Annotated in this window: 25 protein-coding genes; 8 read left to right on the top strand and 17 right to left on the bottom strand. The window is 72.7% G+C overall.

Annotated features, from left to right (window positions below; genetic code table 11):
* The first annotated feature begins 94 nt into the window (after window positions 1-94).
* Window positions 95-931 carry a hypothetical protein gene (locus VMF51_RS12340; RefSeq protein WP_325474736.1) on the top strand — a complete coding sequence of 279 codons (837 nt, stop codon included), beginning with the start codon at window positions 95-97 and terminating at the stop codon, window positions 929-931.
* A 90-nt stretch (window positions 932-1,021) separates the two neighbouring features.
* Here VMF51_RS12340 and VMF51_RS12335 read toward each other — a convergent pair whose 3' ends face one another.
* Window positions 1,022-2,203, bottom strand: coding sequence for a homogentisate 1,2-dioxygenase (locus VMF51_RS12335; protein ID WP_325474735.1), 1,182 nt, complete (start codon window positions 2,201-2,203; stop codon window positions 1,022-1,024).
* A 74-nt stretch (window positions 2,204-2,277) separates the two neighbouring features.
* On the opposite strand from VMF51_RS12335, the gene VMF51_RS12330 reads away from it, so the two are divergent.
* Genes VMF51_RS12330 through VMF51_RS12315 form a run of 4 tightly spaced genes read left to right on the top strand, consistent with a single transcriptional unit; the run spans window position 2,278 to window position 5,608 of the window.
* Complete coding sequence (locus tag VMF51_RS12330) at window positions 2,278-3,069, top strand: hypothetical protein (RefSeq protein ID WP_325474734.1); 792 nt, start codon at window positions 2,278-2,280, stop codon at window positions 3,067-3,069.
* On the top strand, window positions 3,066-4,184 hold the full coding sequence (locus tag VMF51_RS12325; RefSeq protein ID WP_325474733.1) for a fumarylacetoacetate hydrolase family protein: 1,119 nt from the start codon (window positions 3,066-3,068) through the stop codon (window positions 4,182-4,184). Before VMF51_RS12330 ends, VMF51_RS12325 begins: the two co-directional genes overlap by 4 nt.
* Before the next feature lie 4 nt (window positions 4,185-4,188).
* Complete coding sequence (locus VMF51_RS12320) at window positions 4,189-4,659, top strand: nitroreductase family deazaflavin-dependent oxidoreductase (RefSeq protein WP_325474732.1); 471 nt, start codon at window positions 4,189-4,191, stop codon at window positions 4,657-4,659.
* A 10-nt stretch (window positions 4,660-4,669) separates the two neighbouring features.
* On the top strand, window positions 4,670-5,608 hold the full coding sequence (locus VMF51_RS12315) for a metallophosphoesterase (protein WP_325474731.1): 939 nt from the start codon (window positions 4,670-4,672) through the stop codon (window positions 5,606-5,608).
* Window positions 5,609-5,671: 63 nt separating this feature from the next.
* Here VMF51_RS12315 and VMF51_RS12310 read toward each other — a convergent pair whose 3' ends face one another.
* The 6 genes from VMF51_RS12310 to VMF51_RS12285 form a co-directional block, all read right to left on the bottom strand.
* On the bottom strand, window positions 5,672-7,666 hold the full coding sequence (locus tag VMF51_RS12310; RefSeq protein ID WP_325474730.1) for an FAD-dependent oxidoreductase: 1,995 nt from the start codon (window positions 7,664-7,666) through the stop codon (window positions 5,672-5,674).
* An 8-nt stretch (window positions 7,667-7,674) separates the two neighbouring features.
* Window positions 7,675-8,778 carry a hypothetical protein gene (locus tag VMF51_RS12305; RefSeq protein WP_325474729.1) on the bottom strand — a complete coding sequence of 368 codons (1,104 nt, stop codon included), beginning with the start codon at window positions 8,776-8,778 and terminating at the stop codon, window positions 7,675-7,677.
* Window positions 8,779-8,887: 109 nt separating this feature from the next.
* Window positions 8,888-9,976, bottom strand: a complete 1,089-nt coding sequence (locus VMF51_RS12300) for a copper resistance CopC family protein (protein ID WP_325474728.1) — start codon at window positions 9,974-9,976, stop codon at window positions 8,888-8,890.
* Window positions 9,973-10,713 (bottom strand): YcnI family protein, encoded by a 741-nt coding sequence (locus VMF51_RS12295; RefSeq protein ID WP_325474727.1) that lies wholly within the window; start codon window positions 10,711-10,713, stop codon window positions 9,973-9,975. The genes VMF51_RS12300 and VMF51_RS12295 overlap by 4 nt, the downstream gene beginning before the upstream one ends.
* A gap of 67 nt (window positions 10,714-10,780) precedes the next feature.
* Window positions 10,781-11,494 carry a hypothetical protein gene (locus VMF51_RS12290; protein WP_325474726.1) on the bottom strand — a complete coding sequence of 238 codons (714 nt, stop codon included), beginning with the start codon at window positions 11,492-11,494 and terminating at the stop codon, window positions 10,781-10,783.
* A 26-nt stretch (window positions 11,495-11,520) separates the two neighbouring features.
* Complete coding sequence (locus tag VMF51_RS12285) at window positions 11,521-11,820, bottom strand: STAS domain-containing protein (RefSeq protein WP_325474725.1); 300 nt, start codon at window positions 11,818-11,820, stop codon at window positions 11,521-11,523.
* Between the two features lie 138 nt (window positions 11,821-11,958).
* Here VMF51_RS12285 and VMF51_RS12280 point away from each other — a divergent pair, with 138 nt between their 5' ends.
* Genes VMF51_RS12280 through VMF51_RS12270 form a run of 3 tightly spaced genes read left to right on the top strand, consistent with a single transcriptional unit; the run spans window position 11,959 to window position 14,221 of the window.
* Window positions 11,959-12,384: an adenylyltransferase/cytidyltransferase family protein gene (locus VMF51_RS12280; protein WP_325474724.1), complete on the top strand. Its 426-nt coding sequence runs from the start codon at window positions 11,959-11,961 to the stop codon at window positions 12,382-12,384.
* Window positions 12,381-13,982, top strand: a complete 1,602-nt coding sequence (locus VMF51_RS12275) for a class I SAM-dependent methyltransferase (protein WP_325474723.1) — start codon at window positions 12,381-12,383, stop codon at window positions 13,980-13,982. The genes VMF51_RS12280 and VMF51_RS12275 overlap by 4 nt, the downstream gene beginning before the upstream one ends.
* Window positions 13,979-14,221 (top strand): DUF6752 domain-containing protein, encoded by a 243-nt coding sequence (locus VMF51_RS12270; RefSeq protein WP_325474722.1) that lies wholly within the window; start codon window positions 13,979-13,981, stop codon window positions 14,219-14,221. Before VMF51_RS12275 ends, VMF51_RS12270 begins: the two co-directional genes overlap by 4 nt.
* A gap of 120 nt (window positions 14,222-14,341) precedes the next feature.
* Here VMF51_RS12270 and VMF51_RS12265 read toward each other — a convergent pair whose 3' ends face one another.
* The 10 genes from VMF51_RS12265 to VMF51_RS12220 all read right to left on the bottom strand — a co-directional run bounded on the left by VMF51_RS12265 (window position 14,342) and on the right by VMF51_RS12220 (window position 23,862).
* Window positions 14,342-15,217 (bottom strand): VOC family protein, encoded by an 876-nt coding sequence (locus tag VMF51_RS12265; protein WP_325474721.1) that lies wholly within the window; start codon window positions 15,215-15,217, stop codon window positions 14,342-14,344.
* An 88-nt stretch (window positions 15,218-15,305) separates the two neighbouring features.
* Window positions 15,306-16,487, bottom strand: a complete 1,182-nt coding sequence (locus tag VMF51_RS12260) for a flavin reductase (RefSeq protein WP_325474720.1) — start codon at window positions 16,485-16,487, stop codon at window positions 15,306-15,308.
* Window positions 16,488-16,519: 32 nt separating this feature from the next.
* Window positions 16,520-17,344: an ABC transporter ATP-binding protein gene (locus VMF51_RS12255; RefSeq protein ID WP_325474719.1), complete on the bottom strand. Its 825-nt coding sequence runs from the start codon at window positions 17,342-17,344 to the stop codon at window positions 16,520-16,522.
* A complete protein-coding gene (locus VMF51_RS12250; RefSeq protein WP_325474718.1) occupies window positions 17,344-18,132 on the bottom strand; it encodes an ABC transporter permease in 789 nt (262 codons plus the stop codon). Before VMF51_RS12250 ends, VMF51_RS12255 begins: the two co-directional genes overlap by 1 nt.
* A complete protein-coding gene (locus tag VMF51_RS12245) occupies window positions 18,129-19,004 on the bottom strand; it encodes an ABC transporter permease (RefSeq protein WP_325474717.1) in 876 nt (291 codons plus the stop codon). The genes VMF51_RS12250 and VMF51_RS12245 overlap by 4 nt, the downstream gene beginning before the upstream one ends.
* Before the next feature lies 1 nt (window position 19,005).
* Complete coding sequence (locus tag VMF51_RS12240) at window positions 19,006-19,992, bottom strand: ABC transporter substrate-binding protein (protein WP_325474716.1); 987 nt, start codon at window positions 19,990-19,992, stop codon at window positions 19,006-19,008.
* A 205-nt stretch (window positions 19,993-20,197) separates the two neighbouring features.
* Entirely contained in the window at window positions 20,198-21,370 is a 1,173-nt protein-coding gene (locus VMF51_RS12235; protein WP_325474715.1) for a hydroxylase, read from the bottom strand.
* Window positions 21,371-21,401: 31 nt separating this feature from the next.
* Window positions 21,402-22,253: an alpha/beta hydrolase gene (locus VMF51_RS12230; RefSeq protein ID WP_325474714.1), complete on the bottom strand. Its 852-nt coding sequence runs from the start codon at window positions 22,251-22,253 to the stop codon at window positions 21,402-21,404.
* Between the two features lie 124 nt (window positions 22,254-22,377).
* Window positions 22,378-23,100: an IclR family transcriptional regulator gene (locus tag VMF51_RS12225; protein ID WP_325474713.1), complete on the bottom strand. Its 723-nt coding sequence runs from the start codon at window positions 23,098-23,100 to the stop codon at window positions 22,378-22,380.
* A 3-nt stretch (window positions 23,101-23,103) separates the two neighbouring features.
* A complete protein-coding gene (locus VMF51_RS12220) occupies window positions 23,104-23,862 on the bottom strand; it encodes an IclR family transcriptional regulator (RefSeq protein WP_325474712.1) in 759 nt (252 codons plus the stop codon).
* Window positions 23,863-23,997: the final 135 nt, after the last annotated feature.

Below are 23,997 nucleotides of genomic sequence, written 5' to 3'. Positions count from 1 at the left end.
ACCCGAAATCATCATTTCGGGCGACCCCCGTCGCGCACTACGGTCCTCCCATCTGGCCGCCCTCCGATCCAGCGGCCGAAACCCGAGGAGTCGCATGTCCACCAACGAGCCGCCCGTCGACCCGCCCGCGTCGAGTCCCGAGCCTCCCGTCCCGCCCTCGAGCGGGGAGCCCGGTGGCTACGCCGCTCCGCCGCCGCCCCCGGGCGGGTACGGCGCACCCCCGCCGCCCGCGGGGGGCTACGGCGCGCCGTACTCCGGCGGGTACGGCGCCCCGCCCCCGGCCGGCGGGTACGGCGCTCCCCCGACCGGTCCCGGCGACTACAGCGTCGGGACCGCCTGGAGCTACGGCTGGACGAAGTTCACCGCCAACCTCGGACAGATCCTGGTGGCGGTCCTGCTGCTGGTGGGCATCCAGGTCGCCGTGCAGGTCCTCACCTACATCGTCAGCGACTCGCTGGTGATCAGCTGGCTGTTCAGCCTGGCGTCGTGGGTGCTGTCCATGATCATCGGCGCCGGCCTGGTCCGTGCCGCCCTCGACATCACCGCGGGCCGGAGCGTGGACGCCGCCAAGATCCTGACCCCGCACAAGCTGGGCGACGTCATCGTCGTGTCGCTGCTGACCGGCATCGCCACGTTCATCGGCCTCATCCTCTGCGTGCTGCCCGGCCTCGCGGTCATGTTCTTCACCTCGTTCACGCTCTACTTCCTGATGGATCGCGAGGAGCTGGGCGCGATCGACGCCATCAAGGCGAGCTTCGAGTTCACCACGAAGAACGCGGGCAACGTCATCGTGTGGTTCCTGCTGAGCCTCGCCACGTGGTTCGTCGGCGCGCTGCTGTGCGGCGTGGGTCTGATCGCCGCGATTCCGCTGGTGCTCATCGGCACGGCGTACACCTACAAGAAGCTCACCGGCCAGGAGGTCGCCGCCTGAGCGACGGGCCCGGGGTTCTCGGGGAGCACCTGACGTTCTCCGGCGAAGTTTCGACGCAGAACGTCCAGGTTCCCCGGTGAACCGGGGAATCTACCGATCCGAGTCGTCCGCGGCCCACGTCCAGGCGTACCCCTCGTCCTCCACCGCGAGACCGCCCTCGCCGAGCTCCAGCGGGGCGAAGGTGTCGACCATGACGGCCGACTCCTCGAAGGCCTCGGCGCCGAGGGAGGCCTCGATCGCGGAGGGCTGGGGGCCGTGGGCGTGGCCGCCCGGGTGCAGGGAGATCGAGCCGAGCTCGATCCCGGAGCCCTTGCGCGCCTCGTAGTCGCCGGCGACGTAGAACATCACCTCGTCGCTGTCGACGTTGGAGTGGAAGTACGGCACGGGGATCGCGAGCGGGTGGTAGTCGACCTTGCGCGGCAGGAAGTTGCAGACCACGAAGTTGTGGCCCTCGAAGACCTGGTGCACCGGCGGTGGCTGGTGCACCTTGCCGGTGATCGGCATGTAGTCGTCGATGTTCAGCGTGTAGGGGTAGAGGCAGCCGTCCCAGCCGACGACGTCGAACGGGTGGGTCGCGTACGTCATCGCGGTCCCGACGATCCCGGCGCTCGTGCGGTGCTTGACCAGGACCGGCACCTCCGTCCCCTCGACCAGCAGCGGGTCGGAAGGTCCGTGCAGGTCGCGCTCACAGTACGGCGCGTGCTCCAGCAGCTGGCCGTAGCGGGAGAGGTAGCGCTTCGGCGGAGCGACGTGGCTGTTCGCCTCGATCGCGTACAGCCGCGACGCCTCGGCCGGCACCCAGCGATGGGTGGTCGCGCGCGGGACGACGACGTAGTCGCCGGAGCGGTACGGCACCACCCCGAACACCGTCTCCACCACGCCACTGCCGATCTCGACGAAGACGCACTCGTCGCCGATCGCGTTGCGGTAGTACGCTGACGGCGCGGTCCCCGTGACGACGTACGCGATCCGGACGTCGTGGTTGCCGAGGACGAGGCGCCGGTCGGTGACCGCGTCACGGCCGGTCTCCAGGTCGTGCAGGCGCAGGTGTCGCGGCTTCAGCGGGTGGTTGGGCACGGTGCGCTGCTCGGGCAACTCCCAGACCTCGCTGGCCAGGATCGCGGAGGGCACGCCGCGGTGGTAGAGCAGCGAGGAGTCGGAGGAGAAGCCCTCCTCCCCCATCAGCTCCTCACGGTAGAGGCGCCCGTCTGGGTCACGGTGCTGGGTGTGCCGCTGCCGCGGGACCTCGCCGACCGATCGGTAGTACGCCACGATGATCCCTCCGCCGCTCCGAGATGTCCGTTTATCGGACGTTCTGTATCGATATGTGCCGGTAGGGTACGCAGGTGCCCCTCTCCACGAAACCCTTCTGGGCGGCTCTCGTCGACGACGCCGCGATCTTCCCGCCGGGCGACGCCGAGTTCGGCCCGGCCGTCGCGGCACACGTGGCGCGCGACGAGCCGCTCGTCGGGAGCTTCGTGCTCCGCGACACCGACGTGCCGGCGCTCCGGGAGCACGCCGGCGACGCGGACCTCGCGGTCTCGGTGGTGCTCACGGGCGGCGCCGGCCAGGTGGCCGGGCCGGCGGCGTACTGCTCCCGCACCGGGCTGCGGCTCGCCGGGCTCGAGGTCGCCCTGCGCGACCTCGACGACCTGGCGGGCAACGCCCGCCGCGTCGTCGCCGCCGTCGACGCGGCCCGGGCGGACGGCTCGCTCGACGAGGAGGTGCCCGTGTACGTCGAGCTGCCCGGGCCGCCGTCGTACGGCTGGCTCGCGGCGGCCGACGAGGTGGCGGGCGCCGAGCTGCGGCTGAAGTACCGCACCAACGAGGTCGACTCCCCGACCCTCGCGGCCTGGATCGACGCCGCGCTCGACCGGGAGGCGCCGTTCAAGTGCACCGCCGGGCTGCACCGGGCGCTGCGCCACGACGAGGGCCATGGCTTCCTCAACGTGCTGCTCGCGACGGTCCGGGCCTTCGACGGCGCTTCCGCCGACGAGGTGGTCGCGACCCTGGAGGACCGGGAGCCGGCGCTCGACCCGGACGAGCTGGCCCGCGGCCGGCGCTGGTTCACCTCGTTCGGCTCGTGCAGCATCGACGAGCCGCTGGCCGACCTGCGCGCCCTGGGGCTGCACCCGTGAGCGGCGGCTTCGGACTCGACCACCTGCCGTACGGCGTCTTCTCGGTCGACGGCGGCGAGCGCCGGGTCGGCGTACGCCTGCACGACACCGTCGTCGACCTGCACGCGGTGACCGGTCGTCCCGAGTTCGCGCAGCCGTCGCTGAACGCCTTCCTGGCCCTCGGCCCGGAGGTCTGGCGGCAGACCCGCGAGGAGCTGGGCGAGCTCGCCCACCACGCGCCCGGGATCCCGCTCGACGACGTGGTGCTGCACCTGCCGTTCGAGGTCGCCGACTACGTGGACTTCTACGCCTCCGAGCACCACGCCTCGAACGTGGGACGGATCCTGCGGCCCGACCAGGAGCCGCTGCTGCCGAACTGGAAGCACCTGCCCGTCGGCTACCACGGCCGGGCCGGCACCGTCGTGGTGAGTGGTACGCCGATCGTGCGGCCCCAGGGCCAGCGCAGGACCGACGACGGTCCGACGTTCGGCCCCACGAAGCGGCTCGACATCGAGGCCGAGCTGGGCTTCGTCGTGGGCGCGCCCAGCCCGCTCGGCGCGCCGGTGCCGTACGACGACCTCGACCGGCACGTGTTCGGCGTGGTCGGCCTCAACGACTGGTCGGCGCGCGACGTGCAGGCGTGGGAGTACGTGCCGCTCGGGCCCTTCCTCGGCAAGTCCTTCGCGACCAGCATCAGCGCTTGGGTCACCCCGCTCGCCGCCCTGGACGCCGCGTGGTGCGACGTGCCCGGGCAGGACCCGCAACCCCTGCCGCACCTGCTGCCGAGCGACCCGGCCGAGCAGCCGCGCGGTCTCGACATCGCGGTCGAGGTCGAGCTGGACGGCGAGGTGGTCAGCCGCCCGCCGTACCGGACGACGTACTGGAGCCCAGGTCAGATGCTCGCCCACCTGACGTCCAACGGCGCCTCGCTTCGCACCGGCGACCTGTTCGCGTCCGGGACGATCAGCGGACCCGAGCCCGGTCAGCGCGGCTCGTTCCTGGAGCTGTGGTGGGGCGAGCGGTTCCTCGACGACGGCGCGGAGGTCGTGCTGCGCTACACCGCGCCCTCGACGGGCGGCGCGCTGCTGTCGCTGGGCGAGGTGCGGGGGCGGGTCGAGCCGGCCCGGGCGAGCTGAACGCATGGGACTCCTCACCCCGCTCGCGGTCCGGATCGGCGCCCTGCCGTGGATGCCGCGGCTGCTGCCGCAGGTGGTGTGGACCGACCGCCGGCTGCACGCCCTGACCCGCGGGCGCTACGGCGTCCTCGACCTCGCCGGCCTGCCGAACCTGGTGCTGACCGTCGTCGGCCGGCGCTCCGGGCTGCCCCGCTCGACGCCGCTGCTGTGCGTCCCGCACCGGGGCCACTGGCTGGTCGCCGGCTCCTACTTCGGCGGACCGGAGATGCCCGCCTGGGTGCACAACCTGCGCGCGGCCGGCGAGGCGACCGTCCGCGTCCGGGGGACGTCGTACGACGTGACGGCCCGGGAGGTCACCGGCGACGAGCGGGCCGAGGTGTGGCAGGTGATGCTGCGGACCTGGCCGAACTTCGCGACGTACGAGAAGCGCACCACCCGGGTGATTCCCGTCTTCGAGCTGGCGCGGAGGACGTAGCGTGCCCTCCGTGCAACTCGGCCAACACCCCGCACCCACCCACACGATCGCGCACCTGAGCGACCCGCACCTGCTCGCCGGCGGCGTGCGGCAGTACGGCGTCGTCGACACCGAGGTCGGCCTGCGCCGCGCGCTCGAGAGACTGGCGCACGTCGCGCTCACTCCGCAGGCCCTGGTCTTCACCGGCGACCTCGCCGACAAGGCCGAGCCGGAGGCCTACACGCGGCTGCGCGAGATCGTCGAGCCCGCCGCCGCGGACCTCGGCGCCGAGGTGATCTGGACGATGGGCAACCACGACGAGCGGGCGGCGTACTCACGCGGGCTGTTCGGCGTCGAGCCCGACTCCCCCGAGGCCACGCAGGACCGGGTGCACGACGTGGCCGGCCTGCGGATCGTCGCGCTCGACACCAGCGTCGTCGGCTACCACCACGGGGAGCTGACCGAGGACCAGCTGCACTGGCTGGCCGGCGTACTGGCCACGCCCGCGCCGTACGGCACCATCCTGGCGATGCACCACCCGCCCGTGCCGACACCGATGCTGCCCGCCGCGGAGGTCATCGAGCTCGCCGACCAGCACCTCCTCGCCGAGGTGGTGCGCGGGACCGACGTACGCACGATCCTCGGCGGGCACCTGCACTTCTCGACGTACTCCACCTTCGCCGGCATCCCGGTCTCGGTGGCCTCCGCGACCTGCTACACCTCGGACCCGGCGCCGATGGAGCGCTTCGTGTCGGGGGTCGACGGGCACCAGTCGTTCTCGATGATGCACGTGTACGACGACCGCGTCGTCCAGACGACCGTCCCGCTGGCCGAGGCCCCCGAGCTGACCGGCTTCCCCTCCGACGTACGCGCGCAGCTCGAGGCGCTGACGCCGGAGGAGCGGCGCGAGCACCTGTCGCGCAAGGACTCGGACTTCAACAACGACCTGGAGTCGCACGAGCCCCGCTGACCCCGCCGACCCGGCGCGAGTTCGCGCCGGGTCGGCACCACATTCACGCCGGGTGGGCGTGGGTCAGAGGGCGTGGGCGGCGCGGGAGGCGGTCTCGACGGCGCCGCGGATCAGGGCGAGGCCGGTGCAGTCCCCGACCGGGTGGACCGGGACGCCGGGGAGGCGGGCGACCAGGGCGTCGTGCAGGGCCAGGTCCGGGTGGGCGGCGCCGGCGAGCACGACCGTGTCCGCGGCGAGGTCGCGCGTGGCACCGCCCGCGGGGCGGAAGGCGAGCCCGGACAGGGTGATCCGCTCGACGACCGCGCCGGCATGAGCGGTGACGCCGAGCCGGTCGAGGCGGTCCATGTGCTCGGTACGGCGCTTCCAGCCGATCTCCGGCGCGAGCTCGGGACCCTCCTCCAGCAGCGTGACCAGCCGTCCGCGGCGGGCCAGGAACTCCGCCAGCTCGACGGCGACCAGGTCGCCACCCACGATCGCGACCCGGCGCCCGACCGGCAGCCAGGCGCGGCTGGCCGTGCGCAGCAGACCGGGACGGAGCAGGCGCTGACCCGGCAGGCCGGCGAGCCGCTCGCGGAGCTCGACCCCGCGCCGTACGTGGGGCAGGTGGGCGCCGGGAAGGGCCGGCACCTCGATCCGGGCGCCGGTGGCGACGACGACCGCGTCCGGACGGAGTCCGGCCACCAGGTCGGGCGTCGCGTCCGCGCCGAGGCGTACGTCGACCCCCGCCCGCGCGACCTCGCCGAGCAGCCAGCCGAGGAACGGCTCGTTCTCGGGGTGCACGACCGACGCCCAGACCAGCGCGCCACCGAGCCGGCGGCCGCGCTCGAGCAGCGTCACCCGGTGGCCGCGGCCGGCCGCGACGCGGGCCGCCTCCAGTCCGCCGGGGCCGCCGCCGACGACCACCACGTGCCGCGTCCGAGGAGCGGGCACGGGCAGCAGCTCCAGCTCCCGGCCGGTCCGGGCATTGACGGCGCAGTCGACCGAGAAGCGCTGCTCGAGCGAGTCGATGCAGTTCTCGCAGGAGATGCAGCGCCGCACCCGGTGGCCCTGGCCCGTGGCCAGCTTGCGCGGCAGGTCCGGGTCGGCGAGCAGCGGCCGCGCCATCGCGACGAAGTCGGCCCGACCCTCGGCCAGGACCCGCTCGGCGAGCGCCGGGTCGTGCAGGCGCCCGACGGCGATCACCGGCACGTCGACGACCTGGCGCACGGCGGCCGCCGCCCCGACGTTGAGCCCGTCGCCGTCGTCGGCGCCGTTGACCATCCGCGTGACCAGGCGGTCGATCACGCCGCCGCTGACATGGAAGGCCGCGACCCCCGCCTCCACGAGCATCGGCGCGGCACCTGCGGTCTCCCAGACCGGCCGGCCGCCGGCAACCCGCTCGTAGCCGGAGATCCGCAGCGTGACCGGCAGGTCGACCTCGGCCCGGATCGCCGCGAGCACCTCCAGCAGCAGCCGCAGCCGGCCCTCGGGGCTCGACCCGCGGTAGCGGTCGGTGCGGCGGTTGCGCTGCGGCGCGAGGAACGAGCCGATCATCATGTAGCCGTGCGCGGCGTGCAGCTCGAGGCCGTCGTACCCCGCCTCGGCGACGCGGTGCACCGCCGCCCGGTAGAGGTCGAGCAGCTCGCCGATCTGGTCCTTGGTCAGCTCCTCCGAGGGTCGGCCGGTGAGGTACGACGGGATCACGCTCGGACCCAGCGACGTCACGCCGTGCATCTCCGGGCCGAGCCCGTCCGGCCCGGCGTGCACGATCTGCGGCTGGATCCGGGCGCCGTGCTCATGCACCGCCTCGACCAGCCGCCGGTGCGCGGCCACCGCCTCCTCCGTGCCGATGTGGAGCCCGCCGGGCGTCTCCGGGTGCCGGTGGTCGATGCCCGTCGCCCCGAGCGTGACCAGCCCGACGCCGCCCGCGGCACGCTCGGCGAAGTAGGCGACCGTGCGGTCCGACGGCAGCCCGTCCGGAGTGCCGTACATCGTCTCCATCGGGGACATGACGATCCGGTTGCGGGTCGTCATCGACCCGATCCGACCCGGTCGCAGCAGGTGCGGGAACGCGTTCACGAGGCGGGTCAGCGGTCGGCGTACGCCGCCTCGACGAACCGCCCGCCGAAGGCCCGCAACGGCAGGTCGGCGCTGGTGACGATGCCCGGCGGAGCTGCGACCACAGCCGGGATCGCGTTCAGCGCGGGCATCCCGGTCACGGTCATGCCGATCGCGGCGAAGGACTCGACCGAGGAGAAGTCGGTGCCGGGCTTCGGCAGGATCAGGTGCTTGCTGTAGATCACCGGGTCGCCCTGGATCTTGGTGATGTAGCAGCCCTGGACGTCCCACTTGGGCTCGGTGAGCGGCGTCATCTGCCACTCCAGGTGCAGCTCGACGCGGGGTACGCCGGCGACCCGGCCGACGTACTGGAACGCGGCGCCGCCGACCGAGCCCTGCGGCAGCTGGTACCAGCCCAGGTCGACGTCCTTGGTGCACGCGCCCAGCTGGTAGTCGAAGGTGACCTCGTCGAGCTCGATGCCGAAGCAGTCGGCCATCAGGTGCACGCCGTCGCCGAAGACGCGGGTCCCGATCTCCAGCAGCCGGGGCACCTCCGGGTCGTCGACGGGACGACCGAAGCCGCAGTTGGCCCAGGTGTCGGAGGAGTGGTGGCACGAGACGTCGACGGACTCGATGCAGGTGACGTTCTCGATCTCCGCGACGTCCGCGGAGTGCACCGTCGTCAGGATCTGGGCCAGCCCGGGGTTCATGCCGGTGCCGTAGAAGGTCGAGCCGCCGCGCTCGCAGGCGGCCGCGATCAGCTCGGTCTCGGTGGTGCCGTCGGCTCGGCGGTGGTTGGCGGCGCGGTGGTGGCCGGTGATCCAGTCGGCGGTCGTCACGATGTCGATGCCGGCCTCGAGGACCTCGACGTACAGGTCGACGTCGGGCCACACGCCGTGGAAGGTGAGGACGTCCGGCTCCGCCGCCAGGATCTCCGCGACCGTCCCGGTGGCCAGGACGCCGATGGGGTCGATGCCGGCGATCTCGCCCGCGTCGCGGCCGACCTTCTCGGGCGAGTAGCAGTGCAGGCCCACCAGCTCCAGCTCGCGATGGCGCTGCAGGCGCTTGACCATCTCGGTGCCGACATTGCCGGTGGCGACCTGGAAGACGCGGATCGGACGCTGGGGTGCCATGCGCGGAACCTAGACCCGCGCGCCTTTTGGGACAAGACCCGTCCGGAAATGGGCGGACGTCATCCGAGCCGGTCGTCCGAGCGACCGGCTCGCATGACGTCCTCGTCTCTCAGCCCGCGACGTCGAAGGGCAGGCTCGCCACCGGGTTCTCGAACTCGCTGAGCCGCACGCTGACCTCCAGCGTCCAGGCTCCGGTGGTCGGGACCGTGGTCGTGCCCGTCCAGCTCCCGGCGCCGACCTCCTCGAGCACGAGCGGCCCGAGGTCGAGCCCGTCCGAGCGGAGCCGGACCACCGGTACGTCGACCGGCGTGACGGGCTCGCCCGCCTCGTCGACGGCCTGGATCTCCAGGGTCGTCCGGCCGTCGGCGGCCCGGTCCACGACGGCGTCGATCCGTCCGTCGCCGAGCTCGCCGGACAGTTCCTGCGGGCCGGCACCCGCGGCGACACCGGCCGGTGGCACCGCAGCCGTGGGTCCGGGGACCGCGATCAGCCCACCGCCGGCCGCGACCAGGACGGCCGCCCCCAGGGCGAGCGTCGCGCGACGCCCGGCCGAGACCACCCCGGCGAGACCCGCGAGCGCCCCGAGCAGGAGCAGGCCGCGCCACGAGAGCGCCCCGTCCAGCCAGGTGGCCCAGTCCCGCAGCCGACCGCCGGTCGACAACGGCAGCCAGAGCACGGCCGCGGCCACCGCGACCAGCCAGGCACTCTGCCGCACAGCGGTACGGCGCAGCACGACCCCACCGATCGCGACGGCGGTCGCGAGCAGACCGAGCACGCCCACGACGGTCGCGGCCGGGCCGGCCTCCGCGGCCGCGGCGGTCGTCGTACCCGCCGACGGGGTGCCGACCGAGAACGAGATGGCGCCCGACACCACGTGCGTGTCGGCCGAGGCCAGCTCCCAGCTGACCACGATCGTGCCCTCGCCCAGGTCCTGCTCGGGCACGATCGTCACGACCGAGTCACTGGATCGCGCCTCGACGTCGAGCTCGGCTCCGTCGGCGGCGAAGATCCGGGCGCGCTGGAGGCGCACCGGCTCGTTGAAGGTCAGCACGATCTCCGCCGGTGCCGCCTCGACGACGCTGCCGTCGGCGGGGTCGCTCGAGATCAGCTGCGCATGGGCGGCGGCCGGCGAGATGCCGGCCGCCGTCGCAAGCAGAGCGAGACCGATGACGAGCGCGAGCCGGAGGACCCGGGTCACGGACGGCGGGTGCGGACCAGCGCGAGCGCGCCCGCCGCGAGCCCGAGCAGACCCGCGACCAGGCCCGCGACTCCGAGCGCGGTGCCGGTGCCGCTGTCGTCGTCGCTCGCGGCGTCCGCGTCGGCGTCGTCGGCGGGCACGTCCACGGGCATGGTCGAGCCGTCGCCCTCCTCGGAGCCGGCTCCGTGCGCGCCGTGGGCGTCGCCGGCGGCGTCGGTGATCGTGACGACCGGCGCAGGGTGCTCCGGCTCGGCGGCATCCGGCTCGACGACCTCGGTCCAGGCCGTCTCGCCCTCCTCGCAGGTCTGGATCGTCGGGAAGGCCAGGGTCTCGCCGGCCGCCTCGGGCAGCTGCAGGGAGAGCTCGAAGGCGTCCCGCTGGTCGTCGGGCAGGGGCGTCGTCGCCGTGTAGACGATCTGCGCGACCCGCTCGGTGATCTCGTTGCCGTGCGCGTCCTGGACGGGCTCGTCGAGCTTCTCGGTCACCTTCTCGACGTCGTAGTACGGGTTGCGGGTCGGCGTGGCGGCGTTGATCTCCTCCGGCAGCGCGATGGCGACGCGCGTGGTGGGCGAGCCCTCGCAGCCGTGCCCGACGCTGAAAGTCAGCACGGTGTAGGCGCCGGCCGCGGTCTCGGTCGGGGTGATGGTGACGTGGGCGGCGGCCGGGCCGGCGACGCCGAGGGCGAGCGCGACGGCGGCGGTGGGCGCGCCGACGCGCGCGAAGGTACGGACGGACATGGTGGTGCTCCTGATCTCGGATGAAAGAGGGTGGGTACGACGACCGCCCCCTCGGACCGGGAGCGGGTCAGGCGGCGAGCACCAGGGCGGGCGGTCCGCGACGGGCCACGCAGGAGCCGAGCAGCAGCTCCCGCCGTACGGCGCGGAGCAGGAAGCGGGTGCGCAACGCGGGGGCCGGTGCGCGCCGGACAGGCGCCGCGATCGGCGCGATCAGCCGCAGCACCGGCGCCGCCGCCAGGGTGAGCAGCGTGAACAGGGCGCGCTCGCCCGACGCCAGCCAGAGCCCGACCCCGACCGCGGCCAGGAGGTGCGTCAGCGCCATGGGCAGCTGGGACGGCTGGAGGTCCGCGAGCAGGTGCAGCACCCAGTCGGGCACGACGGGGCCGTCGGCGTGGCCGGTGGCGAGCTGGGGATGCAGCTGGTCGGCGAGGTTGCCGACGCGACGGGTGCTCGCCAGGACCGACTCCGAGGGGACCGGGACCACGGGAGGCGCGGGCTGCGCCGTCACGCCGTCGCCGGCGTGACCGGCGGTCGCGGTGAGCACGGTGTGCACGAGGGTCTGGCCGCCGGCCACCAGGGCGACGACCCGGCCGGTGGAAGCGGCGCTGCGCAGCAGCGGACAGGCGCCCGCGACGAGCAGGAGGACCAGGACCGTGAAGCCCGTCGTACCGGGCAGCCGGCCGCCCGCGAGGGTGTGCGCGACGGTACCGAGCATGGTCGCGACCCCAGCCAGTGCGACGGCGCGCACCAGCCGCAGCGCGGGGCTCGCCTCCGTGATCACCCGCCCATTCTCCATGCTGGGCCGGATCAGGTGGACTCGTGTGGGATGACCAGGACCTGCAGGACCCGCTGGGCGATCGACCCGGACCGGGCGGCGACCACGAGTCGGCGTCCCCCGGCCTCGGCGCCGCGCATGGCACCGACCAGGACGGAGACGGCCTGCGAGCAGACGTACGACGCGTCACTGAGGTCGACGGTCAGCTCGTGCGCGACGCCGTGGATCTCGAGCGCGCTGCGCAGGGCCGGGACCCCGAGCTCGTCGAGGTCGCCCTCGACGCGGAGCCGGTCGGGCCCGTCGGACTCGATGCGGCACTGGGGAAGGGGCACCGCGTCACCGTAGCCAGAGCGTCGTGCCGTCATGCGTGGCGGTCGCCCGCAACACCGGTCCAGTCCAATTGACGATTTTTTCCATTGTTCGGATAAAGTCAAGTAACTTAGTACTACTTAGACGAGCAAGGAGTGCCCATGGGACCGGTCATCGGCTACGTGCCGGGTGTCTACGACCTCTTCCACGTGGGCCACCTCAACGCCCTGCGGCAGGCCCGCGCGATGTGCGACGTCCTGGTCGCAGGGGTGGTCGCCGACGAGGTGTGCGAGGAGAAGAAGGGCGTGCGCCCGTTCGTCCCCCTCGCCGAGCGGCTGGAGATCGTCGAGGCGATCGGCATCGTCGACGCGGTGTACGCCGAGGTGACGACCGACAAGGCCGACGCCTGGCGCGAGGTCGGCTTCCACCGGCTCTTCAAGGGCGACGACTGGCAGGGCACGGCCAAGGGCGACGCCCTGGTGACTCGGATGCAGGGGCTGGGCGTCGAGATCGTCTGGTTCCCCTACACGCTGCAGACCTCGAGCACGGCCCTGCGCTCGGCCATCGGCAGCGCCCTCGCGGGATGAGCGTCAGCGTCACCGACGACGGCATCCGGCTCACCTCCCCGCCCGCCACTCCCCTGGTCGTCACGCTGGACGGCCGTTACGTCTGGTCGTTCACCCCGCAGCGCGACGGGCGTCCGTCCGGCTCCGGCGTCCTCGTCGAGTGGCCGGCGGCGCTCACGTCGTACCTCCACGGGCGCAGCGCGGTCCGGGTCGCCGACGTCGACGGCGAGCGGGTCCTCTTCGACGACGAGGTCGTGCTCGGTACGCCGGCCGACGAGCTCGCCCGGGTGCGGGTCGAGGACCGGCAGGGCAACCCGCTGGCCATCGACAAGGTCGGCCACCTGTGCCGGGCCTTCGACGCCACCGACGAGTCGATCCGCGCGGAGATCCTGCACGGCACCCGTCGCGCGCTCGACGACCTGCGCGAGCACGCCGGCGTCGAGGCGTACCTGAACTACGGCGCCCTGCTCGGCGCCGTCCGGGACGGCGCCATGATCGCCCACGACTCCGACACCGACGTCTGCTACCTCTCGCGGCACACCTCGCCGGCCGACGTGATCCTGGAGTCGTTCCACGTCGAGCGGGTGATGCGGGGCCGCGGCTGGCGCTGCATCCGGATGTCCGGCGGCGACGTGAAGCTGCTGCTGCCGCTCTCCGACGGCCGCGAGTGCCACATCGACATCTTCGTCGCCTTCCACGTCGGCGACACGTTCTTCCAGCTCGGCAACCGCAGCGGGACGCTGCCCGCCTCCGCGATCCTGCCGGTCTCGACGATCACCCTGCACGGCGTCCAGTTCCCGGCCCCGGCCGACCCCGAGGCGATGCTGGCGTTCGTCTACGGACCCAGCTGGCGGGTCCCCGACCCGTCGTTCAAGTACGCCGACCCGCCCGCCGGCATCCGGCGCCTGGACGGGTGGCTGCGCGGCTTCCGCACCCAGGTCGGGACCTGGACGGAGCTGCACCGCCGCGGTCCCGCCGCGCCGATCCGGCGCTCGGACCTCGCCGCCTGGGTGCACCGGCAGCTGCCGCGCCACGCCCCGGTCGTCGACCTCGGCTGCGGCACCGGCCGCGACGCGCTCTGGTACGCCCGCACCGGCCGCCCGGTCCTCGCGGTCGACTTCGCCCGGGCCGCCCGCGGGGTGCTCCAGCAGCGGGCGCGGCGCCTCGGCGTCGAGGTGCCCTTCGAGATCGTCGCCCTCGGGGACCTCCGCGCCGTCCTGACCCTCGGCGCCACCCTCGCCCGATCCCCCCACCACGTGCACGCGCGCCACCTGGTCGGTGCCCTCGACGACGCCGAGCGGGCCAACCTGTGGCGGCTGTGCCGGATGACCGGGCGCAGCTCGTTCCTCGAAGTGGCCGTCGCCGGGAGCGGGCTCCCCGAACCCGTGGGACCCGCCCGGCGCGTCGACCTGGCCGAGCTGGTCGCCGAGATCGAGGCGGCGGGCGGGGTCGTCGAGCTCCAGGAGGTCGGTCCCGGCACCGACCTGGCAGGCCAACCCGACCCTGCCGTCGCCCGGCTCCGGGTCGGCTGGCCCCGCCCCGGGTCGTCGGCCCCCACCCAGCCCGCTACACGCGTCCGGCAGCACCCCCGGCGAGAGAAGCAGAGGAGCGTCGCATGAGCGCCGTCCAGTCCCGTGTCCGCAGCGCCCGCGACCGCCTCGAGCAGCTGCGCCGGCGCCCGCTCTCCGTCCGCGCGCGCCTGGCCGCGCTCGAGGCCGAGGCGCAGGAGAACCGCCAGCTCAACCGCCGCATCGCCGAGCTCACCGACGTGGTGACCGAGCTGCTCATCCCGCTGTCCGAGCGGAACGAGGACCGGGTCGACGAGGTGCTGGCGGCGTACCGCGCCGGGCAGGTCTGAGGGTCGGGGTGATGTCGCCGTCGGCGGGATAGTCCGTCACAGGAGGGGGGTCCGCGGTGCGGAATCCACCCCCTGTGTGACGGACTACCCCGCCGGGCTGGGCTCGAGAGGCGCGGAGGGTCAGACGCCCTCGGGACGCCGGTGTCCCCAGTAGTGCGCGGAGTCGTAGCGCACCGGCAGCCAGGTCTCGTCGTCGATGAGGATGCCGCCGACGCCGTACTCGATGCCGAAGCCGGAGGGGCTGCGGACGTAGAAGGAGATCATCTCGTCGTTGGTGTGCTTGCCCAGCGTCGAGAGGACCGTGACGCCGGCGTCCTGGACGGCGTCCCACTGCCGGCCGAGCAGGTCGAGGTCGTCGATCTCGAACATGAAGTGGCCGATGCCGGCGGGGCGGTGCGGCGCGTTGGCGAAGGCGAACGAGTGGTGGCGCGGGTTGCAGTGCACGAAGGTGCCGAGGTCGCCCGGCATCTCGATGTGGTCGCTGAGCCGGAACCCGAGGATCTCGCGGAACAGCTTGTTGTACGCGTCGTTGCCGTGGTGGAGGGCCTGGAAGGCGTGGCCGAAGCCGAGGTCGCCCGCGACGAAGCTGGCACCGATCGGCGAGACGAACTTCTCGGTGGCGCTCTTCAGGCCCCAGAACAGCTCGTGGTCGATGATGTCCTCGGGGTCGCGGAAGCGGACCACGTCGACGACCTTGCGCTCGGCGATCAGCTCCGCGGAGCCCTGCTCGACGGCGTACCCGGCCTCGGTGAGGCGGGCGGTCAGCTCGGCCAGCGCCTCCGGGCCGCCGACGTCCCAGCCCAGCGCGAGGGCGCCGCCCTCGTCGGCGCGGCGGACGTCGAAACGGTACGCGTAGTGGTCCATCCGGAGCAGCAGCCGGTCGTCGTCGCGGTGCGCCACCTGGAGGCCGAGCAGGCCGGAGCCGAACTTCACCCACTCGTCCAGGTCGGTCGCGGAGACCACCGCGTACCCCAGGGCCTTGACCTTCGCCTGCATGTCGTTCTCCTCGTCTAGAAGTCCTGAGGCGATCCTGCGCTCCCGCGCGGGACGCTCCCAGTGCTCGTGGCACGGAGCGGAAAAGCGCCTAGGAGCCGGCCAAGCGTTCGGCGCGCTCGCGCAGCAGGGCCGCACCCTGCTCGGCCACCCGGGACAGGGCGGCGATCCACTCCTCGATCCGGGCGACGGTGGCGCCCTGGGGCAGTCCCGAGAGCCGCAGCGCGAGCCGGGTCTGGTCCTCGTCGGTCGGCATCGGGACGATCACGGAGTGCAGGTCGTGGGTCGCGTCCGGGTCGAGCACGGGCTCGTAGAGCGACGCGCTCTCGGAGATCATCTGGCGGATCCGACGCTCGTGCACGGGCATCACGTCGACCCCGGAGTAGTCGCTCATCAGCGCGACCCGGTCGGCCGGGGCCTGGGGCACGAGGGAGAGCGAGTAGCCGTGGCGCCGTACGGCGGCGAGGTTCGCGCGGAAGCTGGCCCGGTCCTCCTCGGAGGCCTTGGCGCGGCTCAGCCAGCGCCCGACCTCCTCGTCCGGCGCCTGGGCGCAGAAGACGGTGCCGACCGGGGGGATCAGCGGGATCCGGTGACCCACCGCGAGGCTGCCGGGCTCCTGGCCACCGCGGCTGGAGGCGGCCACGAAGACCGCCTCGTCGCCGACCCGGGCCATCACGCTGCAGTCGGCGCCGAGCTCACGGGCGAGCTCCTCGAGCGGGCCGCGGACCACCTCGGCCATCTGGGCGCTCTCGATCAGCTCGGGGTCGGAGCTCGCGACCGGCGACGGCAGGGCGAAGCGGCCGTAGCCGCCCTGGAAGAAGAGCAGCGGCAGCGTCGGGCGCTGGACGGCGAGGTCGAGGACCCGGCCGACGACGATCGCGTGGTCGCCGCCGTCGAGCTCCTCGGCGACCTCGCACTCGATCCACCCGACGGCACCGGCCAGGACCGGCGACCCCTGAGCCGCCGGCTCCCAGCCGACGCCCTCGAACTTGTCCTCGGCCCGCGAGGCGAAGCGTCCGCAGAGGTCCTGCTGGTCCGCCGCGAGGACGTTGACGCAGAAGTACCGGCTGGTGCGCAGCCGCGCGTAGCTGCTCGACGTCCGGGTGGGGAGGTACGCCACCAGCGGCGGGTCGAGCGACACCGAGGTGAAGGACCCCACGACCATGCCCACCGGCCGGCCCGTGTCGTCGATCGCGGTGACGACCGCGACCCCCGTCGGGTAGTGGCCGAGCGTCTCCCGGAACAGCGCCGGGTCGAACGAGTGGGTCTCCATGGTCGTGCTCCTGTCCCGGACGACGGCGACGATCAGGCGGACGCCGAGGGAGCGCCCGAGTTCTTGATGAGTCGGTAGACCTCGGTGCGCAGCTCGGCGAACTTCGGCAGCGCCTTGGTGTCCAGCTGGTGCCGGGGCACCGGCAGCTCGACGGGGATCATGGCGGAGACGGTCGCGGGCTTGCCGGACAGCACGAGCACCGTGTCGGCCAGGTAGACGGCCTCGTCGATGTCGTGGGTCACCAGCATGACGGTGATGCCGAGGTGGTCGCGCACCCGCAGCACCAGGTCCTCCAGCTCGGCGCGCGTCTGCGCGTCGACCGAGGCGAACGGCTCGTCCATGACGATGGCGCGGGGCTGGCAGGCCAGCGCGCGGGCGATGGCGACGCGCTGCTGCATGCCCCCCGAGAGCTGCCACGGGTAGGCGTCGGTCACGTCGCGCAGGCCGACCTCGGTCAGCGCCTCGGTCGCCATCCGGACCCGCTCGGCCTTCTTGATCCCCATCGACCGCAGCGGGAGCGCCACGTTGTCGAGCACGGAGAGCCACGGCATCAGCGAGCGGCTGTAGTCCTGGAAGACGATCGCCAGGCCCTCCGGCGGCGACTTCACGGTCGTGCCCTCGAAGACCACCGCGCCCTGGCTGGGCTGGAGCAGTCCGGTCAGGCTCTGCAGCAGGGTGGTCTTGCCGACACCGGACGGGCCGACGATGCAGACGAACTCGCCCTGGCCGACCGAGAACTCCAGACCCTCGAAGATCTGGCGCGGGCCGTACGCGTGGCCCAGCCCCTGGACCTGGATCACCGGGGTGTCCGAGGTGGCTGCGGGCTGCCCCGCGGTGTTCTCGGTGGTCACGGTCATCACTTTCCTCCGTTGTTGTGGGCGGTCATGCCGCGGTGCCACGACAGGGCCCGGCCCTCGACGAGGGCGAAGAGCTTGTTGAGCAGGTAGCCGAGGATGCCGAGCGCGATGATCCCGGTCCACATGGCCACCGTGTTGAAGCTGCGCTGGGCGTCGAGGATGAAGTACCCGATGCCGCCCGGGGTGCCGACCATCTCGGAGATCACCATGGCGACGACCGAGATCGCCAGCGCCGTACGGGCGCCCGCGAAGATCTGCGGCGCCGCGTTGGGCAGGATGATGAAGCGGATCCGGTGGCTCAGCTTGAGCCGGTGGCTGGCGGCCACCTGGCGCAGCACGGGCTCGACGGATCGGACGCCGTCGATGGTGTTGAGCAGGATCGGCCAGGTCGCGACCAGCGCGATGATGCCGACCTTCATGCTCGTGCCGAGGCCGAGCAGCAGCACCATGACGGGAAGGATGGCGACACCCGGGGTGGCGCGCAGGAACTCCACGATCGGGCGTACGGCGTTGTCGAGCCAGTCCACGACGCCGAGGAGCATGCCCAGGACGACGCCCGCGACGACCGCGATGCCGAAGCCCAGGGCGAGCCGCTGGACGCTGGGCCAGATCTCGGTCCGGATCCCCTCGAAGAACCAGATGTCCACGAACTCGTCCATGATGTCGGCGAGCGGCGGGAAGTAGAAGTTGGTGCTGTTGGCGCTGGCGAACCACCAGATCGCCACGAGCAGCACGGGGAGCCACAGCTCCCACAGGACGCGACGGACCATGCTCATCGAGGTGCTCATCGGTTCTTCTCCCTCTCGGAGGGGTGCCACCACAGGACGCGCCGCTGGGCGGCCACGAGCACCCAGTTCAGGGCGACGCCCAGCAGGGCCGCGGTGACGACGTAGACGAACATCCGGTCGTTGTCGTTGACGGTCAGCGTGCTGTAGAGCCGCTGGCCGAGGCCCGGGGCGCCACCGAGGAACTCCGAGGAGATCGTGATCAGCAGGCTGATGGTCGCGGAGATCCGCAGCCCGGTCATCAGGAACGGCAGCGCCGAGGGGAAGTAGATGTCGCGGATCCGGCTGGTGCGGCTGAGCCGGAACGACGTGGCGACCTGGCGCATCTGCGGCGACAGCTGCTGGGCGGCGTACGTCGCCTGCACCAGGATCGGCCACACGGCGCTGAACATCACCAGGATCAGGACCATCGAGCGGTTCGACCCGAAGAGCAGCAGCACGACCGGGAGGATCGCGACGCCCGGGATGGTGCGCCCGAAGTCGATCACGAAGCGGGTGCTGCGCTCCATCGCGGGGAACGACCCGTTGAGCAGGCCGATCGGCACGCCGATCAGCACCGACAGCGCGAACCCGATGAGCGCCGAGGAGAGCGTGTTGCCGACCGCCGACCAGTAGTCGCCGGTGGTGACCATGTCCGAGCCGGTCTCGACCAGCTCGGCCGGCGTCGGCACGCCGGCCGCCGAGCCACCCGTCCTGGCGAACACGTGCCAGATGAGGAGGGCGACCAGCAGTGCCACGACCTTCTGCACCAGCGACACCGCCCGGGCGCGGCGGGCGGCCCTCGGGCGCCGCCTCGTCGGTGCCACGGGCACGGCGTCCGCCGACGCGGGGGTGGCCCCCGCGTCGGCGGACGTGCGATCGATCACTGCGCCCATGTCAGTCGTTCGCGAGGAGGTCGTCCGCGGCGGGCGCGTCCTCCTCGGCGATCAGGTCGTAGCGGAGCACCCGGTCGATGCCGGCCTCGACGATCTCCTCGTCGATCGCCTCCTCGCCGAACTGCTGGTAGACGGCCTTCTGCAGCAGCTCGGCCGGCGCGTCGACGTACGTCTCGGCGATCTGGGCGGGCAGCGCCGGGTCCGCGTTGAGCAGCTTGTTGGCGTCCAGGATCGCGGTCGCGAACTTCTCGACCGTGTCGCCGTTGGACTGCGCGAACTTCTCGCTCGTCACGTAGGTGTAGGCGAGCTCGCCCTCGCCACCGGCCACGAAGCCGGCGAGGTGCTGGAGGTCCGGGTCGGCCAGGGCGGCCGTGCCGGCGGGCTCGGCCGTGGTGACCACGTCGACGCTGCCCGACTTCAGCGCGGCGATGGTGTTGGGCACCTCGACGAACTCGATCTTCGAGGAGTCGCCTCCCTCGGCGTCCACGACCGTGCGGACGTCGACCCAGATCTGGCTCTTGGTCTGCGGGATGCCGAAGGTCGCGTTCTGGATGTCCTCGATCGACGTGATGTCGCTGTCCTTGGCGACCCAGAAGTTGCCGGTGCCCATGCCCTCGGCGTTCAGGGCGGTGCCGGTCGCGCCGGGGGCGACCATGACGATCGGGACGCCCTCGCTGCGGGCGATCACCGGGGTGGTGACGTCCATCAGGGCGAAGTCGACCTTGCCGCCGAGCAGCTGCGGCGTCGCCTCGGCCGGCGTGGCCACGGTGACGAACTCGACGTCGAGTCCCTGCTTCTCGAAGGTCCCCTCGATCTCCGCGGCGTGGGCGCCGAGGGCGTTGAAACTGGGGAAGACGGCGACCTTCACCGAGTCGGTCCCGGACGCGCTCGCGCTGTCGTCGTCGCCGCCGCAGGCGGTGAGCGTCACCGCGGCGACCGCCGCGACGACGAGGGCCGGGATGCGGATCGAGTGCTTGGTGGTGTTCATGGTGCTCCTTGGCACGAGAGGTCTTGGCCAGTTGCTGGCCCGGTGTTGAGCGACCTCCACAGACAGTGTCGTCCGTCTCGGGAAGGGCTCGGACATCGGCGAATCTGTCAGCCGCTCAGACCCCCGGGAAGCGCAATTCCGCCCAGTGAGGGCAGTCACAGAATCCGCGGGTCGACGACTCGTCAGAGGCCGGGTGCAGGGGCTCTCACATCCGGACGTTGGCGGGTGGCTCGCCCCCGAAGGCGACCGTTCCGGCGGCCTGGTAGACCGGCTCCGCCACGTTGGCGCCGTGGCCGAGTGCGATGTGCAGGTCGCGCCAGAAGCGCTGGATCGGGTTGTCGAGCCGCATCGCCGAGCCGCCGGCGTGGGCGACGAGGCGATCGACCGCGTCGCCGACCCGGCGCGAGACGCGGACCTGGTTGCGCCGTACCTCGGCGCGCAGCTCGAGGGCGATCGGCCGGCCCGACGCCGCGACCTCGTACAGCCGGTCGATGTCGGCGAGGAACTGCATCCGGCTGGCCTGCAGGTCCGAGGCCGCCTCGCCCAGCGCGTGCAGCTGGCGCGGGTCGGTGGCAGCGGTGACGCCGCGGGCCGAGACCCGGGTCCTGGTGTAGGCCACCCAGGCGGCCAGCGCGCCCTCGGCCGCGGCGAGCGTGCCCGCGGTGATCGCGCCGCTGAACATGGAGTGGAACGGCATCCGGTAGAGCGGTACGTCGCCCCGGCCGGCCTGCTCCGCGGCGGCCCCCGACCCGAGGTCCTCGGGGTCGATGAGCCGGTGGTCGGGGACGAAGGCGCCGTCGATGACGACGTCCTTGCTGCCGGTGCCCTTCAGGCCGACGACGTTCCAGGAGTCCTGGAGGATCGTGTAGTCCGAGCGCGGCAGGATGAAGTGGCGCAGCCCGTCGGGGCGCACCGCTCCCTCGTCGTCGGTGAGCATGCCGCCGAGCACCACCCAGTCGCACAGGTCGGTGCCGGAGGAGAAGGGCCAGCGGCCGCTGAAGATCCAGCCGCCGTCGGTGCGCTTCGCGCGGCCGATCGGGGCGTACGGCGAGGCGACCCAGGTGTCGGGGTCCTCGCCCCAGATCTCCTCCTGGACGGCCCGGGTGCCCTGCGCCAGCTCGAAGGAGTGCACGCCGACCACCGAGGAGACCCAGCCCGCCGAGGCGGAGCGGGACCCGATGGCCAGGATGCCCTCGAAGAACTCGCGGGGGTGGGTCTCGGCGCCGCCGAAGTCCCGTGGCTGCAGCGCCTTGACGATGCCGACCTCGCGCAGCGCCTTGTGGGTGCGGTCCGGCAGGTGGCCGAGGGAGTCGGCCTCCTCGGCCTGGTCGACGAGGAACTCGGCGAGCTCCTCGATCCGGTCAACCAGCTCACTCATGGTGGTGTGTCCCTCCGGGTCTCAGCGGGTCTCAGCGCCCGGCGGGCACTGCGTGGTCGATGAAGTCGCGCACGAGGTGGTTGAACTCGTCCGCGTGCTCGAGCTGCGCCCAGTGGCCGCAGCGGTTGAGCAGGACCAGGCGCGAGTTCTCGATCGTCGACACCAGGCGCAAACCCGCCTCGAAGTGGACGACCCGGTCGTCGCGGCCGTGGATGATCATGGCCGGGGCCGTGATCGAGGCGACGTCCGCCAGCGTGGACTCGCCCAGGCGCGGCCGGCCGAGCCCGGCGGCGAAGTTGGCGATGTGCTCGGGGTGGGCGGCGCAGCTGTCGAAGCGCTGCTGCACCAGCTCGTCGGAGGCGAAGGACTGGTCGAAGGCCATGATCCGGCACAGCGCACGCATGTTCTCCAGCGACGGGTCGCGGTAGCCGCGGTGCAGGACCTTCAGCCCCTCCGTCGGTCCGCCGCCCGGGCTGAAGACCCGCGGGCCGGGCGCGCCCGAGCCCATGGTCACCAGGTGGCTCACCCGCTCGGGGTGGCGGCCGGCCACCTTGATCGAGGTCGCGCCGCCCATGGAGTTGCCGACGAAGGCGGCCTTCTCGATGCCGAGCGCGTCGAGCAGCTGGATCGCGGCGGTGACGTGGTCGCGGTCCTCGTACGAGACCGGGTCCGACTCGCCCCAGCCGGGCATGTCCGGGGCGATCACCCGGAAGTGCTCGGCGAGGTGGGCCATGTTGGGGCTGAAGTTGCTCCACCCGGTCGCGCCCGGACCGCTGCCGTGCAGCATGACCACGGGGTGGCCCTCACCCGCCTCGTGCAGGTGGATCCGCCCGCTCGGGGTCTGCACGAACGTGCTGGTCTCGCTCCTCGACAGGGATGGCATCCTCGCCCCTTCCTCCAGACATGGGCCGCGACGAGCAGGTCGCGGCGGCTGTGACCAGCCTCGCTCGGCGACGGTGGTCACGCAGGCCCTTCTCGCACCCTGCGGAACGCCCGCTGGCGCCGTCTCAGCCGCCGATCGCGGCGCTGATCCGCGCGGCCGCGTCGGTCAGCGGACGGACGACCTCGGGGTGCCGTTCCGCCGGCATCCGGGTGGTCACCCCGGCGATCGCCAACGCGGCGAAGACACCACCGCCGGGCGCCCGCACGGGGGTGGCCAACGCGGTCAGGCCGTCCTCCATCTCGCCGACCGACACCGCGACGCCGCTGTCGCGGATGGCGGCGAGATCCTCGCGCGTGGGCAGGGTCCGGTCGCGGTGCTCGGGCAGGTCGCGCTCCACCGCCTCGAGCACCCGCTCGTCCGCATGGGCGAGCAGCAGCTTGCCGGCGGCGCCGTACCCCAGCGGCATGGGGCTGCCGAGCACGGCGACGGGCCGCAGGGTGTGCGGTCCCTCCACCGAGAGCACGCAGACCCGGTGGAGGTCCTGGCGCACGTAGAGGTGGACGCTCTCGCGGATCTCGTCGCGCAACTCGGTCATCACGGGCTCGGCCAGCGGGCGCAGGCCGACCGAGCGGTCAGCGAGGTGGCCCCACTGCACGAGCCGGTAGCCGAGGGCGTACTCCCCCTCGCCGGCGCGGCGTACCAGGCCGTGGTGGGCGAGCTCCGTCAGGAGGCGGTGGGCCGAGGACTTGGGCATCGCCAGGTGCTCGGCGACCGAGCCCAGCCGCATGGGGCCGGAGGCCCGGCCGAGGACGTCGATGACCTGGACGGTCTTGTCGAGGACGGACACCGATCAGCTCGCCGACGGCATCGCGACGGAGAGCCCCTGGCTGACCGCCCGGGCCGCCCGGTTCACGGCGCGGGAGAGGCCGACGGCGTTCAGCCGCTCGGTGGGGACCACGACGCAGATCGTGGAGCGGATCGCACCGGCGCCGTCGAAGACGGGGGCCGCGACCCACGCCGCGGAGCCGGGCTTGCCGCCGCGCGACACGGCCACGCCGTTGCGCCGGATCTCGGCCATCTGCTGCCAGAACTGGAACCCGACGGTGCCGCGCGAGCCGACGAGCCGGGTGGCCTCCTCGGGGTCGATGTTCGCCAGGAACACCGCACCGGGCGCGGAGCCCACCATCGGGAGCTGGCGCGGCAGCCGCTGCAGTCGGGCCTCGGCATTGCCGGCGATGATGTCGGTGACCAGCACCTGGTCGCGGTCGCGCGAGGCCAGCAGGGTCAGCTCACCGCAGGCCGCGTGCAGGTCGACGAGGTACGGGCGGGCGATGTCCTTCAGCGTGCGGGCGCCGGGGACGCCCCAGCCCAGCCGCCACAGGCGCATGCCCAGCCGGTAGCGGCCACGGGCGGCGCGCTCGACGGCGCCCCACTCGGCCAGGTTGGCGAGCATCCGGTGCACGGTCGCGGGCGGCAGGTCGGTCTTCGCGCACAGCGAGCCGATCGTCTGCTCGGGTTCCCCGTCGGTGAAGCACTCGAGGATGTCGAAGGCCCGCCCCAGGACCGAGCGTCGGCTGTCGGTCTCCCTGTCCAGCGTGGTCTGTCCCATGTGGCCGCAACCTCCAGAATTGTGGAACGTCGTTCTGTTATTCGGAACGACTGTCCGTGATGCTAATTCGCCTCGTCCTCGTTGGCAACGCGAGAGCGCCGAGTCGGCAGAACTTGCTGACGGGTTGTCTGCAAG

Origin of the sequence: Nocardioides sp. (genome assembly GCF_035503875.1) — a bacterium.
Lineage (GTDB): Bacteria > Actinomycetota > Actinomycetes > Propionibacteriales > Nocardioidaceae > Nocardioides.
The sequence above is the reverse complement of the archived record's forward strand: the minus strand, read 5'-3'. Positions and strand labels throughout refer to the sequence as shown.

Excerpts from the sequence above, each read along its gene's own strand:
- VMF51_RS12260 (WP_325474720.1), bottom strand. The coding sequence starts at position 16,487 with ATGGAGACCCACTCGTTCGACCCGGCGCTGTTCCGGGAGACGCTCGGC.
- VMF51_RS12295 (WP_325474727.1), bottom strand. The coding sequence starts at position 10,713 with ATGTCCGTCCGTACCTTCGCGCGCGTCGGCGCGCCCACCGCCGCCGTC.
- VMF51_RS12320 (WP_325474732.1), top strand. The coding sequence starts at position 4,189 with ATGGGACTCCTCACCCCGCTCGCGGTCCGGATCGGCGCCCTGCCGTGG.
- VMF51_RS12340 (WP_325474736.1), top strand. The coding sequence starts at position 95 with ATGTCCACCAACGAGCCGCCCGTCGACCCGCCCGCGTCGAGTCCCGAG.
- VMF51_RS12220 (WP_325474712.1), bottom strand. The coding sequence starts at position 23,862 with ATGGGACAGACCACGCTGGACAGGGAGACCGACAGCCGACGCTCGGTC.
- VMF51_RS12240 (WP_325474716.1), bottom strand. The coding sequence starts at position 19,992 with ATGAACACCACCAAGCACTCGATCCGCATCCCGGCCCTCGTCGTCGCG.
- VMF51_RS12275 (WP_325474723.1), top strand. The coding sequence starts at position 12,381 with ATGAGCGTCAGCGTCACCGACGACGGCATCCGGCTCACCTCCCCGCCC.
- VMF51_RS12270 (WP_325474722.1), top strand. The coding sequence starts at position 13,979 with ATGAGCGCCGTCCAGTCCCGTGTCCGCAGCGCCCGCGACCGCCTCGAG.
- VMF51_RS12305 (WP_325474729.1), bottom strand. The coding sequence starts at position 8,778 with ATGGCACCCCAGCGTCCGATCCGCGTCTTCCAGGTCGCCACCGGCAAT.
- VMF51_RS12280 (WP_325474724.1), top strand. The coding sequence starts at position 11,959 with ATGGGACCGGTCATCGGCTACGTGCCGGGTGTCTACGACCTCTTCCAC.
- VMF51_RS12255 (WP_325474719.1), bottom strand. The coding sequence starts at position 17,344 with ATGACCGTGACCACCGAGAACACCGCGGGGCAGCCCGCAGCCACCTCG.
- VMF51_RS12230 (WP_325474714.1), bottom strand. The coding sequence starts at position 22,253 with ATGCCATCCCTGTCGAGGAGCGAGACCAGCACGTTCGTGCAGACCCCG.
- VMF51_RS12245 (WP_325474717.1), bottom strand. The coding sequence starts at position 19,004 with ATGGGCGCAGTGATCGATCGCACGTCCGCCGACGCGGGGGCCACCCCC.
- VMF51_RS12265 (WP_325474721.1), bottom strand. The coding sequence starts at position 15,217 with ATGCAGGCGAAGGTCAAGGCCCTGGGGTACGCGGTGGTCTCCGCGACC.
- VMF51_RS12250 (WP_325474718.1), bottom strand. The coding sequence starts at position 18,132 with ATGAGCACCTCGATGAGCATGGTCCGTCGCGTCCTGTGGGAGCTGTGG.
- VMF51_RS12235 (WP_325474715.1), bottom strand. The coding sequence starts at position 21,370 with ATGAGTGAGCTGGTTGACCGGATCGAGGAGCTCGCCGAGTTCCTCGTC.